Raw genomic sequence first — 13232 nt, 5'->3', positions numbered from 1 at the left:
GACGCCTCACTTCACGACGATCACGCGGCGCGGCCGCATGCGCATATCGGACAGATCGTCCATCTTCACTTCCACGACGCGCGGGCGCTGCGGTGGCACTGGTGCCGCAGCAGCATGATCCTCCGGTGCCGGGGTCAGGTTGACCGGCTGCACCGGGGGCGCATTTGTCGCCATCAGCATCGGCTCGGCGACGACGGTCGTCAAGCGTTTGGGTCTGGTGACGGTCATTGCGGGTCGGGCGGGGCGCATTTCGCGGGGACGGACGCTGGCGTCGTTGACCTTGATGATGGTGAAGCTGATGTTGTCCTGGTCAGGATCGTCCAGCCGGGTCAGTTCTTCGAGCAGACGCTCGGCAATCTCGGTCGAGCGTTTCTTGCTGTATTTGCCCACCAGCTTTTCGATCTGCGCGTTGGTCAGGAACTGCAACCCGTCCGAGGCGCAGATCACGATGTCGCCCGCCTGCAGCTCCACCGGCTTGACCGGGCAGTCCACCTTCGGGATCCGCGTGCCCATCAGGACCGAGATCAGGCAGTTGCGGTCCGGGTGGTTCGCCGCAACCTCGGCATCCATCAGGCCCGACTTCACCATGAAGTCGATCTGCGGCGCCATCGAATGGTCCTCGTTCAGCTGGCTCAGCTTGCCATTGCGGAACAGAAACAGTGGCGAATCGCCGACCGATATCCACCACAGCCGGTTCTCCACCAGCGCGGGCACCACCAGCGTGGCCCCCATCCCGTCCGTCTCCGGGTGGGTGCGCGTGTGCTGGCGCAGCGTGTCATTGGCCAGTTCTGCCACCCCGCGCAGGATTTCCGGCGCGCGGGATTCGAACGCCTGAACATCGGCGAAGTGGAACTTCAGTTCCGAATAAACCTCGGTCAGCACGATCTTCGAGGCCACGTCGCCCGCCGCATGGCCACCCATGCCATCGGCCAGCACCACAAAGCCCGCCTCCGAGCCAACCGGGAAATCGGCAGTGATCGCGTCTTCCTGATAGTCGCGCGCGCCCTGGCTTATGCCGGAAGCCACGTCATAGCGCGGCTCACGCGATCGCCATATCATGCCCGTCTCCCCCGGCCTCGGCCGCCGACCAGTTGAACGCGGGCGTGCAGAGCACCTTCAGCAAAAGCGTCGTCTCGCCAATCTGGATCTCGTCACCGTCGACCAGGGGTTCGGTCGACAAGAGGGGCTTGCCGTTCAGCCGGACAAGGTTCGACTTGCCGCCATGGCCGACGTGAAACTGATGCGTCGCCGCGTCATAGGCGATCGCCGCATGGTTCTGCCGCGAAATCGCCATGTCGCCAAAATCCAGCGCAACCGTCTGGTCCGTCCCGCGGCCAATCTGCGACACGCCTTGCGCAAGCGGAAACACCGCCCCGCGCCCGGCGCCGGCCTTGATGATCAGCCAGCCCGTCGGGAACATGACCATGTTGGCCTTGCTTCCCGGTTGGCCTTCTTCTTCCATCCGGCCTTCGTCGAACAGCGGCACGACTGACGCGGGTTGCGGCTCGAAGCCCAGAACGCGCGTCTTGGTCCGGGTCGGGCGCCTGCGCGGGCTGCCTTCAATTCCTGCGCCACGCTGTATGGGGGCTGGGGCGGCCTCAGGCTCTGCCTCCATGTCCCAGATATTCACGGCGGGCACTGGCCCATCCTTGGCCACGACCGCGCTGGTCGGCGTCTGGGTCAGCACCTCGGGGGCACTGTCGGTGAGTTTCGGGAACCGCCCGGCAGCCGGACCGTCACCAACTGCCACCGTTTCGATGGCCGCCTTTGTTGCCATGATCTGCTCGGACTCGGACCCACGGAACTGCGCGTTCCGCGGACGACCTTTTGGCTTTCGGCGCAAGAGCCAGTCGAAAAAGCTCATTCTGCTACACTCCCTCCCTGCCTCACGCGCAGGGTTTACTACGAATCACACACCACCACGAAAACCTGGAAGCTCCACCTCCAGGCTATTGGGACTTTGCTTGCGGCAAAAGCCCGATGCTCCGGTATCCATCCACAATTCCCGTCCCGGATCACCTGATTTGCAACAGCACCCCGGACGGCAATAAAACATCGATCCTGTCTAAAAATCTACACATAGACTTTGGCTAAAAAGTGATCCGATTTCGGTCATTTCACGATTCAGCTGCGTTGAATCTGTTCACGAAACCCGTTCGACGACGAAATCCGCAAGTTCAGATAGCATATCGCGCAGGTCACTCGCCGGGAGGTTGTCTAGTGCTGCCTTGGCGCGCGCTGCCCAGGCCACCGCCTCGTCACGGGCGGCTTCGATCGCCCCGTGGCGGCGCAGAATCGCCAGCGCTTCTTCAAGGTCACCCTCGCGCTGGTCACCTTTTTCGATCACCCGGACCCAGAAGGCCCGCTCGTCAGCCGAGGCGGCAGCCACGGCACGGATCACGGGCAACGTCAGCTTGCGTTCGCGGAAATCGTCACCGGTATTCTTGCCAATGACTGCCGCCGTCCCGCCGTAATCCAGAACGTCGTCGACAATCTGGAAGGCAATCCCCAGAGCATCCCCATAGTCGAACAGCGCGCGCACCTGTGCCTCAGACGCGTCAGCGATCACGCCGCCCACTTCGGTCGCAGCCGAGAACAGGGCCGCCGTCTTGCCGCGCACGACCTGCAGATAGATCCGCTCATCCGTCCGCAGGTCCTGTGCTGCGGTCAGCTGCAACACCTCACCCTCGGCAATCGTGGCGCTGGCATTGGCAAGAATGTCCAGCACCTGCAGATTTCCGGTTTCCACCATAAGCTGAAAGCTGCGGGAAAACAGGTAGTCCCCGACCAGAACCGAAGACTTGTTGTCCCACAGAAGATTGGCCGTGGGTCGCCCGCGCCGGCGTTGGCTTTCATCCACCACGTCATCGTGCAGCAGCGTCGCGGTGTGAATGAACTCCACGGTGGCTGCCAGCTTCTGGTGGTCGGTCCCCGCGTAGCCCAGCATCCGCGCAGCCGCCAAGGTCAGCATCGGCCGCAGTCGTTTGCCCCCGGCCTCGACCAGATGGGCGGTGACCTCGGGGATGCGAGGCGCGTGTTCCGAGGCCATTCGTTCCCGGATCAGCCGGTTCACGGCCGCCATGTCTTCGGCCAGCCAGTCGGCCAGCCGGTCCTGCGGCGGTTTTGCCTTTGCTTCGCCTGACCCGTCCATACCCGCCCTTCGCCGCTCTTGCCCCAACCGCAAGGGCGGGGTTAACTCCGTTCCATGAAGGAAATTCTACGCACGACGGACCCTACGATGATCGCCTTCGCCACGCACCTTCTGGAAGGCGAGGGTATAGCCACCTTTCCGCTGGACGTCCACATGAGCATCCTCGACGGAAGCCTTGGAATTCTGCCTCAGCGACTGATGGTCGCGGACCGTGACCATTTCCGCGCCACAGCAGTCCTGCGCGACAATGACATCGCGACCAGCGCCTGATGTTTGCGGCGCATGAGCTATCGGATGACAAGTTGTTATGCGGTGGCCTGCGCCTGCTCCAGCCGCTGAAAGGCTACCGCGCGGCGACCGATCCGGTCCTGCTGGCCGCCGCCTGCCCGGCCCAATCCGGCGACAGTGTGCTTGACCTTGGCTGCGGGGCGGGGGCAGCAGCCCTTTGCCTTGGCCGGCGGGTGCCCGGTCTTCACCTTGCGGGGCTGGAGATTCAGCCAGACTATGCCGCACTGGCCCGCCAGAACGCCGACCGCAACGAACTTGCGCTTGAGGTGCATGACGGCGACCTTGCCCGGATGCCCACGGCCCTGAGGCGCGATTTCGACCATGTCATTGCGAACCCGCCCTACTACGCGACCGGAGGCTCGCCATCGCCCATCCCGGGTCGGGCGCGGGCCATGCAGGTGGCAACGCCCCTATCGGATTGGGTCAGCGCCGCCAGCCGCCGCCTGCGCCCGGGGGGGTGGCTGACGATGATCTGCGGTGCCGACGGGTTGCCGCAGATTCTGTCGGCCATGGGCACGAAGCTGGGCTCGGTGGCCGTCCTGCCGCTTGCGGCGCGGGAAGGCCGCCCCGCGCTGCGCATCATCCTGCAGGCGCGCAAGGGTGGCCGTGCCGCCTTTCGGTTACTGGCACCCTTCGTCATCCACGCAGGCCCCGCGCATGATGGCGATCGTGAAAGCTATACCCCGCTGGCCAACGCCGTTCTGCGTGAGGGCGCCGATCTTCTGGCGTCTTTTCGCTGAATCCTCTGCATCATTCCGTCACAGCCTTGTAACAAGGGATGACACGACTCGGCTTTCGTGGTGCACTCAACTTATAGGCAACCAAGGAGGACGACCATGACGATCGCATCGCATCTGGTGGAACTGCGCAGGAAGCACGACACACTTTCCGAAATGGTGGAACAGGCCCAGCGCAGCCCAGGCTCGGATGCCTTGAAGATTGCCGAACTGAAGAAGCAGAAACTGCGCCTGAAGGAAGAAATTTCGCGCCTTAGCCAGCACTAGGGCCTTTTGGCGCTGGCCCGCGCGGCCAGCGCCGCACCCGCCGTGATCAGAACCGCGGCCACTGCGATGGCCCAGCTTGGCGGCGTGATGCCGGCTGCGACCAGAACCAATGTAGACAGCAACGGCGCGGCATAGGACGCGACGCCCAAAAGCTGGATGTCCCCCTTCTTCATCCCGATATCCCAGGTGAAGAAGGCAGCCCCCACCGGCCCCAACCCAAGCGCCAGCACCGCGCCCCAGCCAAGGGCGCCGACGGGCCAGACCGTTTCCTCAAGTGCCAGATGCGCAAGCCCTGACAACAGCGCCGTCGCCAGGCAGAACACCGTCACGCTTTCGGTTGGCACATCGCCCAGCCGCCGCGACAGGACCGAGTACCCCGCCCAGGTCAGCGCACAACAAAACGCCAGCACCAGCCCCAAGGCCGATCCTTCGCCACCGCCGCGCCCCAGCACGATCACCGCCGCACCGGCAAAGGCAATGACCGCCCCCATCACATGCGGCGCCCGCAGCCGTTCCCCCGGCAACAGGCCGGACAGCAACACGATGAACAGGGGCCAAAGGTATGCGATCAGCCCGGTCTCGGCGCTGGGCGAAAGGCGAAAGGCGGTGAAATATAGCAGATGATAGCCGAAAAGCCCCGCCGTTCCAAAGGCATAGACCTTCCAGCCAACCCCGCGCAGCACGCCAAAGCCCTGGCGCAAGGTCCAGAACAGCCCGATCAGCCCACCGATCCCGAAGCAGATCGCGTTCAACAGCAAGGGCGGCACCGGGGCCGATCCAATAGTGAACAAAGCCAGCAGCGACCACATCAGAACCGCCGTGAAGCCGATGGCGGTCGCCTTGCCCTGTGTCATCGCCTGCCCCTGCAAGATCTTGCCCCGGCCCGTTCCTGCATCAACCCGCGGGCAACGTCCAGCCGACCGCGATGCCCCGCACGCAGAAATCACGCCCGCAGAAGATGACGTATGGAAGCAAACCGATGCGATGGGCAAAACTCGCCAGTGAAGGGCCCGCCCGGCGGTCGGGCCCTTGTGGCGCAGGTCAGACGAAGAATTGGCCGCCGTTCGCCGAAATCGTCGAGCCCGTGATGAACCCGGCGTCATCCGAAGCCAGGAACGTCACGATCCGGGCAATCTCGTCTGGCTCACCCAGTCGACCCACCGGGATCTGCGGGATGATCCGTTCGGCCAGCACCTTCTCATCAATCGCGCGCACCATTTCCGTGCCGATATAGCCCGGGCAGATCGCGTTCACCGTGATCCCGGCCCGCGCGCCCTCTTGTGCCAGCGCCTTGGTGAACCCAAGGTCCCCGGACTTGGCGGCGGAATAGTTTGCCTGCCCCGCCTGCCCCTTCTGCCCGTTGATCGAGGAAATGTTGATCACGCGCCCGAACTTCCGGTCCCGCATCCCGCCCCACAGAGGGTGGGTCATGTTGAACAGACCCGTCAGGTTGGTGTCGATCACCTCTTTCCACTGGCCGGGCGTCATCTTGTGGAACATCGCGTCGCGCGTGATCCCGGCGTTGTTGACCAGCACGTCAACCGGGCCCACCTCTGCCTCGACCTTCGCGAGTCCGGCCACGCAGGCATCATATTCGGCGACCGACCATTTGAAGGTCGGGATGCCGGTTTCCTTGGTGAAGGCCGCCGCCGCCTCGTCATTGCCGGCATAGTTCGCCGCAACCTTGTAGCCCGCCGCCTTCAAGGCCACCGAGATCGCTGCGCCGATGCCGCGCGTTCCACCTGTGACCAGTGCTACCCTTGCCATTCTGTCCTCCTCCTGACGTATGCTTTGGTATGCCGTTGAAATCCTGTTACCGAAACGAAAGCGGGCGCGCAAGATTATTGCGCGCCCGAGATCATTCCAGCAGTTGAAAAGGCTCAGGCGCGCTCAAGACACATGGCGACACCCATGCCGCCGCCGATGCAAAGCGTGGCCAGACCCTTCTTCGCATCGCGCCGCGCCATTTCGTGGATCAGCGTGTTCAGGATGCGGCAACCGCTGGCGCCGATGGGGTGCCCGATGGCAATCGCGCCGCCGTTCACGTTCACGACCGCCGGGTCCCAGCCCATGTCCTTGTTCACCGCACAGGCTTGGGCGGCAAAAGCCTCATTCGCCTCGACCAGATCAAGGTCGCCAACCTTCCAGCCCGCCTTGGTCAGGGCTTTGCGGCTGGCATGGATCGGGCCGACGCCCATGATCGACGGGTCAAGCCCCGCCGTCGCATAGGATGCGATCCGCGCCAGAATTTTCAGGCCGCGCTTGGCAGCCTCTTCCTCGGTCATCAGCAGGACCGCCGCCGCGCCATCGTTCAGACCACTTGCATTGGCCGCAGTAACCGAGCCGTCCTTGGTGAACGCCGGGCGCAGTTTCTGCATGCTTTCCAAGGTGGCGCCATGGCGGATGTATTCGTCCTGATCCACCACGATGTCGCCTTTGCGGGTCTTGACCGTGAAGCCGACAATCTCATCCTTGAACTTGCCGGCTTTCTGCGCGGCTTCAGCCTTGTGCTGGCTGGACAGGGCGAATTCATCCTGCATGTCGCGGCTGATCTGCCACTGGTTGGCGACGTTTTCGGCCGTCTGGCCCATGTGATAGCCGTTGAAGGCATCCCACAGACCATCCTTGATCATGCTGTCGATGAAGTTGAGGTCGCCCATCTTCTGCCCCGCGCGCAGATGCGCGACATGGGGGGAAAGCGACATGCTTTCCTGACCGCCGGCAACGACAATCCGCGCGTCACCCAGCTGCACATGCTGCGCGCCAAGCGCCACCGCTCGGAGCCCTGACCCACAGACCTGGTTCAGCGACCAGGCACTGGCCTCTTTCGGCAGACCCGCCTTGATATGGGCCTGACGGGCGGGGTTCTGGCCCTGCCCTGCGGTCAGCACCTGACCCAGAATCGTCTCTTCGACCTCGGCCTTGTCGATGCCTGCGCGGGCCACCACAGCCTCGATCACCGCGGCACCCAGGTCATGCGCGGGGGTGCTGGCGAAGGCGCCGTTGAAGCTGCCGACGGCAGTCCGGCCGGCCGCCACGATTACGACATTGGTCATCTGAGCTCTCTCCCGTTTCGCCCGTAGAATTGCGTTGCGGCACGAAGGGCTCGCGCCGAGTCACCCCGCCGTAAACCGGTGGGACCACAAGCGCAAGAATGTTGGCGCAACCATCGGATTGCAACGCAAATCGGCTTGGCAGCCGGCGGGGATTGGCCGGAAAGCGCCCGCAACAGACAGGTCAGGGTGAACGGCCACCTGCCTTTCCACGCTCGGCCGGAAGGTTGGGCCTGCCGTGTCGAAACGCCCGGAAATCCGGTGTCACCGTCGGCGCGCCGAACAGATAGCCTTGCAGGCAGCCCACACCCGCGTCGCGCAGCCAGTTGGCCTCAGCTTCGGTTTCCACGGCTTCGGCGACAAGGTACATCCCCATCTGCTGTGCCAAAGCGATGGCGGCGCGTGCCATCATCTGCTGGTCCGCCACGCGGTCAACGTCACGCACCAGCGCGCCATCGATTTTCGCGATCTCGAACCGCAGGTCACGCAGCTGGCGAAGCGATGTCATCCCGGCGCCGAAGTCATCCAGCGCAAAGACAATGCCGTGGTCCCGCATTTCCGCCATGAAGGGTTTCAGCACGTCAGGCACCTGCAGGGCCGACGCTTCGTTGATTTCAAGGATCAGGCTGTGTCCAAGCCGGGGCGTTTCCCGCAACGCCTTGCGCAGGATCTTCACCCAGGGCTGGTATCCGACCGACCGCGCCGACATGTTCACCGAAACCCGGATCTGCGGGTTTCTTTGCAGAACCATCAGGCCCATCTGCAACGCGGCGCAGTCGATTTCGCGCCCGAGTTCCTGTTGTTCGACTGCACCCATGAAATCCCGCGCCGGGATCACCTGATCGCGCGGGTTCAGCAGGCGGATATAGCCTTCGAAGAACCCGATCACCGAAGGGTCAGCCGCATAGACCACGGGCTGAAACGCCAACCGCATCCGCCTTTCCCGCAGCGCGCTGGCGACCATGGCCAGCGTTTCACGATCCTGCGCTGACATCGCCACGTCCAGCGGGCTGGCCAGATCGGGGTCCCGATCGAACTTCGATGTCTTGTCTTTCATGAAACTCATGCGCGTGCCCCGGACCATGATTTCCTGATCGACAAGTTACGGGGGCAACGGTAAACGCCCCCCTAAAATTCGCATTTTGTTCTAAATGTCTGCATCCAACCTCAGGCCCTCCGATGACCCTTGAAGACCGTTGTCCATGGTGCGGTACGGACCCGCTTTATGTTGCATATCACGACCACGAATGGGGCCGCCCCGAACGTGACCCGCGCCGCTTGTTCGAACTTCTTTGCCTTGAAAGCTTTCAGGCCGGCCTCTCGTGGATCACCATCCTGCGCAAGCGCACGGAATTCCGCGCGGCTTTCGCTGGCTTCCACCCCGAAACGCTCGCCACCTGGGGCGAGCCGGAGATAACCCGCCTGCTTGCCAACCCCGGCATCGTCCGGCATCGCGGCAAGATCGAAGGCACGATCCGCGGCGCACAGGCCTTTCTGCGGATCGAAGCGGAGCAAGGGTTTTCGCAGTTCCTGTGGTCCTTCACCAAGGGCGAACCCCTGCAGCCGCGCAGGCAACGCATGTCGGATGTCCCGGGCCATACCCCCGACTCTCTTGCCATGTCGAAGGCGCTCAAGGCGCAGGGGTTCAACTTCGTCGGCCCGACGATCACCTATGCCTTCATGCAGGCGTCCGGCATGGTGAACGACCACCTTGCCACCTGCCCCTGCCATGCAACCGTTGCGGGCCTTGCCTGATCTTCCCCTTGGCCTTTCCCGGGGCAGTCGCCATATATGGGCAAAGCAGCCGCCATGAGGGATGTCATGCTCAATCTGGGCGAAAAGCCGCAACCGCACGCCGATCTGATCAAGGAAACGACCGAGGCCAGCTTCATGGCCGACGTGATCGAAGCCAGCCAGACCGTGCCCGTCATCGTCGATTTCTGGGCCACCTGGTGTGGCCCGTGCAAGACGCTTGGCCCGATGCTGGAGGCCGCGGTTACCGCCGCCGCTGGCAAAGTGAAGATGGTCAAGGTCGATGTCGACAAGAACCAGCGCATCGCAGCACAGCTTCGGATCCAGTCGATCCCCACGGTCTATGCCTTCTGGCAAGGTCAGCCTGTCGACGGGTTTCAGGGCGCGGTTCCGGCCTCTGAGCTCAAGGCCTTCATCGACCGCACCGCAGCCCTTGCCGGGGATGGCGGCCTTGCTGACGCCCTGCAGGCGGCCGAGGATATGCTGACCGAAGGCGCCGCTGTCGATGCCGCCGAAACCTTTGCCGCCATCCTTGGGGAAGAGCCCGAGAATCCTTCCGCCTACGGTGGTCTGGTCCGGTCGCATCTTGCCCTTGGCAACCTTGATCAGGCGCAGGGCTTGCTGGATGCCGCCCCCGCGAAAATCGCCACCGCCAAGGAACTGGACGCCGCCCGCGCGCAACTGGAACTGGCCCGGCAGGCAGCCAATGCGGGGCCCGAGGCGGAACTTCGTGCCGCCGTCGAAGCCGATCCGCAGGACCATCAGGCCCGCTTTGACCTTGCCGCAGCGCTTCTTGCCGCCGACAACGCGGCCGAGGCGGTGGACCAGCTGCTTGAACTCTTCCGCCGCGACCGCGAATGGAACGATGGCGCGGCAAAGACCCAGCTTTTCACCATCTTTGACGCCTTGAAGCCGCAAGACCCCATCGTTCTGTCCGGTCGCCGCCGACTGTCGTCAATGATATTTGCCTGAACCTAACCCCGGCCTATCTAACCCTTATGATAAACGCGGCCGACCTGCCGGATACCATTCCGGTCTTCCCCCTGCCCGGGGCGCTGATGCTCCCCCGGGCACGCCTTCCTCTGCACATCTTCGAACCGCGCTACCTGGCGATGATCGAAGACTGCATGAAGACCAAGCACCGCTTGATCGGCATGATCCAGCCGCGCGAAACCCCCGCCGCTGGCAACCGCCCGGCCGAAAAGCGCCTGCAGGCGATCGGTTGTGCCGGACGCCTGACCGGGTTCTCGGAAACCGAGGATGGGCGATACATGATCACCCTGTCAGGGGCCTCGCGCTTTCGCGTGCGGGAAGAGGTGCAGGGTTTCACCCCCTACCGCCGCTGCCTTGTCGACTGGGCCCCCTTCGTCCGTGATCTTGGCCCGACCGAAGATGACCCCGCCTTCCGCAGGGGCGAGTTCATGGACCTCTTGGGCCGCTACTTCACCCAGATGAACCTGTCGACAGATTGGGACAGCCTGAAAGAGGCAGAGCCGGAGCTGCTGATCAACTCGCTGTCCATGCTGTGCCCGTTCAGCCCCGAAGACAAACAGGCGCTGCTTGAGGCACCAACTCTGGATACCCGGCGGGAAACGCTGGTGACCTTGATCGAATTCGCCCTGCGCGGCGGTGCCGATGAAGAGATGATGCAGTGACCGACCCTGCACCCCAAGCCACGATCACTGATCGCCGGATGCTTGAGGCGCTGGTTTGCCCCGTGACGAACGCGGTCCTCACCTATGATGCGGATCGGCAGGAGCTGATCTCGAAGGCCGCACATCTCGCCTTCCCGATCCGCGACGGTATCCCCGTGATGCTGGTCAGCGAGGCGCGGGAACTGGACTAGGCACCCGGTTGGCAGACTATTGCCAGCGGTGGTTGTGTCGGGCCTTGGCGTGTCGGCAACAAGCCGGGCTCTGCCGCACCAAAAGGCACCGCATCATTGATCCCGGCGGGTCGGCCTTGTATCACAGGGCAATCAGCCAAAGGCTTGCCCGATGAACCGTTTATACCACGTTCCCCTTTCCCCCTTCTGCCGCAAGGTGCGTCTGACGCTGGCGGAAAAGAAGATCGAGGTGGAACTGGTCGAAGAGCGGTACTGGGAACCCTCGCCCGATTTCCTGCGCCGCAACCCGGCAGGCAAGGTGCCGATCCTGAAGATGGGCACCCGCACGATGAGCGAAAGTCAGGCAATCTGCGAATACCTTGAAGAAATCTCGCCCCAAGTTCCCCTGATGCCGAAGGATGCTGACGGCAGGTATGAGGTGCGCCGCCTCTGCGCCTGGTTCGACGACAAGTTCCAGAATGAGGTAACGTCGAAGCTGCTCTATGAACGGGTGAACAAGAAGGTGACGGGGCAGGGCTACCCGGATTCCAAGAACGTCAAACAAGGGTCGGCGCGGATCAAGTATCACCTTGATTACATGGCATGGCTGCTGGATCAGCGGCGCTGGCTGGCCGGGAACGAGATGACGCTGGCCGATTTCACCGCCGCCGCACACCTGAGCTGTCTGGACTACATCAGCGATGTCGACTGGCATCGGCATGCCGTGCTGAAGGACTGGTACGCCAAGATCAAGTCGCGGCCCAGCTTCCGGCCCTTGCTGGCCGACCAGATCTCGGGCTTTCCGCCAGCTGCGCATTATGCCGATCTGGATTTCTGAACCTGACCGGGCGGGGGCCAGCCCCCGCACCCCCGGGATATTTGGGCCAGAATGAAAGGGCTTACGAAAGAAGAGTTGATGGCTCGGGCCCTGGAGGAGGGGTTCGTGAAGGTTGGGGTCTGTCGGCCTGACGCGGTGCCAGAGGCGGCTGGGCGGTTGCGCGCCTTTCTGGATGCGGGGCGGCACGGGCAGATGGGCTGGATGGCAGATCGTGAGGCGTGGCGGGGGTCAGCGGCGGCGCTGTGGCCCGAAGCGCGGTCGGTGGTGATGCTGGCCGAGGCCTACACGCCCGAGGTCGATCCGATGGCGGGACTGGAGGAGCGGGACCGGGGGGTGGTTTCGGTCTATGCGCAGGGCAAGGATTACCACGATCTGGTGAAGCGGCGGCTCAAGCGGCTGGGGCGGTGGCTGGTGGATGTCGCTGGCTGTGAGATCAAGGTGTTCGTCGACACGGCCCCGGTGATGGAAAAGCCCTTGGCCCAAGCGGCGGGGTTGGGGTGGCAGGGCAAGCACACGAACCTTCTGGGCCGCGACCTTGGGAACTGGGTATTTCTGGGCGCGATCTTCACGACGCTGGAGCTGGAGCCGGACTTGGCCGAAGTCAGCCACTGCGGGACCTGCACGGCTTGTCTGGACATCTGCCCAACCCGGGCCTTCCCGGCGCCCTACCAACTGGATGCGCGGCGGTGCATCTCGTACCTGACGATCGAGCATCGGGGACCTGTGGATGTGGAGCTGCGCGGGCTGATGGGCAACCGCATCTACGGCTGCGACGATTGTCTTGCCGTCTGCCCGTGGAACAAGTTCGCCGTGGCGGCGCGGGACGTGGGGTACCAGCCGCGCGTGGGGTTGCCGGAGCTGGCGGACCTGGCGGCGCTGGACGACGCGGGGTTTCGGGCGCGGTTCGCGGGGTCGCCGATCAAGCGGATCGGGCGGGACCGGTTTGTGCGGAACGTGATGTATGCGGTGGGAAACTCGGGGATGGCGGAGTTGATCCCGGTGGCAAAGGCGCGGCTGGGGGATGCGGACCCGGTGGTGGCCGAGGCGGCGCGGTGGGCCTTGGGCAGGCTTTTGCAGGCGCAGGATCACGGGGTGGGGTGATCAGGCGAATCGTGTTAGTCTGGCGATCCATCTGGAAGGAGACGCAACCATGACCAAGCACCTGGCGGATCATCGGACGGCGAGCGGTGGCGGGAAGCTGCGGCACTTCCTGCAGCTGTCAAAGACCCCGCGTGAGACGTGGCACCGGCCGCGGTCGGCGGCAGGCAAGGCCAGGCTGGTGCAGTTCCTGCGGATCGCGCGGGGGCGGACGGCCTGACTG

The 13232-nt window shown here is 63.8% G+C and carries 17 protein-coding genes; 10 read left to right on the top strand and 7 right to left on the bottom strand.

What is annotated here, in order from left to right; all coding sequences use genetic code 11:
- Positions 1–6 precede the first annotated feature (6 nt).
- The 3 genes from EI545_RS10365 to EI545_RS10355 all read right to left on the bottom strand — a co-directional run bounded on the left by EI545_RS10365 (position 7) and on the right by EI545_RS10355 (position 3151).
- Positions 7–1059 (bottom strand): PP2C family protein-serine/threonine phosphatase, encoded by a 1053-nt coding sequence (locus EI545_RS10365; protein WP_245989938.1) that lies wholly within the window; start codon positions 1057–1059, stop codon positions 7–9.
- Positions 1040–1864, bottom strand: coding sequence for an FHA domain-containing protein (locus EI545_RS10360; RefSeq protein ID WP_125325403.1), 825 nt, complete (start codon positions 1862–1864; stop codon positions 1040–1042). The genes EI545_RS10365 and EI545_RS10360 overlap by 20 nt, the downstream gene beginning before the upstream one ends.
- 279 nt (positions 1865–2143) lie before the next feature.
- Positions 2144–3151, bottom strand: a complete 1008-nt coding sequence (locus tag EI545_RS10355) for a polyprenyl synthetase family protein (RefSeq protein ID WP_125325402.1) — start codon at positions 3149–3151, stop codon at positions 2144–2146.
- Positions 3152–3205: 54 nt separating this feature from the next.
- Between EI545_RS10355 and EI545_RS10350 the strand changes: the two genes are divergently transcribed.
- The 3 genes from EI545_RS10350 (at position 3206) to EI545_RS10340 (ending at position 4443) form a co-directional block, all read left to right on the top strand.
- Positions 3206–3421, top strand: coding sequence for a putative signal transducing protein (locus tag EI545_RS10350; protein ID WP_125325401.1), 216 nt, complete (start codon positions 3206–3208; stop codon positions 3419–3421).
- Positions 3421–4179: a tRNA1(Val) (adenine(37)-N6)-methyltransferase gene (locus tag EI545_RS10345; protein WP_125325400.1), complete on the top strand. Its 759-nt coding sequence runs from the start codon at positions 3421–3423 to the stop codon at positions 4177–4179. The genes EI545_RS10350 and EI545_RS10345 overlap by 1 nt, the downstream gene beginning before the upstream one ends.
- Positions 4180–4275: 96 nt before the next feature.
- The gene (locus EI545_RS10340) at positions 4276–4443 is read left to right on the top strand and encodes a YdcH family protein (protein ID WP_125325399.1); all 168 of its coding nucleotides are present in this window, start codon (positions 4276–4278) and stop codon (positions 4441–4443) included.
- On the opposite strand, the gene yddG is transcribed toward EI545_RS10340, so the two are convergent.
- The 4 genes from yddG to EI545_RS10320 all read right to left on the bottom strand — a co-directional run bounded on the left by yddG (position 4440) and on the right by EI545_RS10320 (position 8553).
- Entirely contained in the window at positions 4440–5297 is an 858-nt protein-coding gene (gene yddG / locus EI545_RS10335; protein ID WP_125325398.1) for an aromatic amino acid exporter YddG, read from the bottom strand. The two genes, EI545_RS10340 and yddG, sit on opposite strands and share 4 nt — an antisense overlap.
- A 187-nt stretch (positions 5298–5484) precedes the next feature.
- Entirely contained in the window at positions 5485–6210 is a 726-nt protein-coding gene (gene phbB, locus EI545_RS10330; RefSeq protein ID WP_125325397.1) for an acetoacetyl-CoA reductase, read from the bottom strand.
- 113 nt (positions 6211–6323) lie between these two features.
- Positions 6324–7499 carry an acetyl-CoA C-acetyltransferase gene (locus tag EI545_RS10325; protein WP_125325396.1) on the bottom strand — a complete coding sequence of 392 codons (1176 nt, stop codon included), beginning with the start codon at positions 7497–7499 and terminating at the stop codon, positions 6324–6326.
- 181 nt (positions 7500–7680) lie between these two features.
- A complete protein-coding gene (locus EI545_RS10320) occupies positions 7681–8553 on the bottom strand; it encodes an EAL domain-containing protein (RefSeq protein WP_125325395.1) in 873 nt (290 codons plus the stop codon).
- A 122-nt stretch (positions 8554–8675) separates the two neighbouring features.
- Between EI545_RS10320 and EI545_RS10315 the strand changes: the two genes are divergently transcribed.
- The 7 genes from EI545_RS10315 (at position 8676) to EI545_RS21350 (ending at position 13229) form a co-directional block, all read left to right on the top strand.
- The gene (locus EI545_RS10315) at positions 8676–9251 is read left to right on the top strand and encodes a DNA-3-methyladenine glycosylase I (RefSeq protein WP_125325394.1); all 576 of its coding nucleotides are present in this window, start codon (positions 8676–8678) and stop codon (positions 9249–9251) included.
- A 66-nt stretch (positions 9252–9317) separates the two neighbouring features.
- Positions 9318–10220 (top strand): thioredoxin, encoded by a 903-nt coding sequence (trxA, locus tag EI545_RS10310; RefSeq protein WP_125327377.1) that lies wholly within the window; start codon positions 9318–9320, stop codon positions 10218–10220.
- Positions 10221–10246: 26 nt separating this feature from the next.
- Positions 10247–10903 (top strand): LON peptidase substrate-binding domain-containing protein, encoded by a 657-nt coding sequence (locus tag EI545_RS10305; protein ID WP_125325393.1) that lies wholly within the window; start codon positions 10247–10249, stop codon positions 10901–10903.
- Positions 10904–10941: 38 nt separating this feature from the next.
- Entirely contained in the window at positions 10942–11094 is a 153-nt protein-coding gene (locus tag EI545_RS10300; RefSeq protein ID WP_125327375.1) for a Trm112 family protein, read from the top strand.
- Positions 11095–11245: 151 nt separating this feature from the next.
- Complete coding sequence (gene fzlA, locus EI545_RS10295) at positions 11246–11911, top strand: FtsZ-binding protein FzlA (protein WP_125325392.1); 666 nt, start codon at positions 11246–11248, stop codon at positions 11909–11911.
- A gap of 78 nt (positions 11912–11989) precedes the next feature.
- A complete protein-coding gene (queG, locus tag EI545_RS10290) occupies positions 11990–13012 on the top strand; it encodes a tRNA epoxyqueuosine(34) reductase QueG (RefSeq protein WP_425471548.1) in 1023 nt (340 codons plus the stop codon).
- 49 nt (positions 13013–13061) lie between these two features.
- Positions 13062–13229, top strand: coding sequence for a hypothetical protein (locus EI545_RS21350; protein WP_164517263.1), 168 nt, complete (start codon positions 13062–13064; stop codon positions 13227–13229).
- Positions 13230–13232: the final 3 nt, after the last annotated feature.

The organism is Tabrizicola piscis, assembly GCF_003940805.1.
Taxonomy (GTDB): Bacteria; Pseudomonadota; Alphaproteobacteria; order Rhodobacterales; family Rhodobacteraceae; genus Tabrizicola; species Tabrizicola piscis.
The sequence above is the reverse complement of the archived record's forward strand: the minus strand, read 5'-3'. Positions and strand labels throughout refer to the sequence as shown.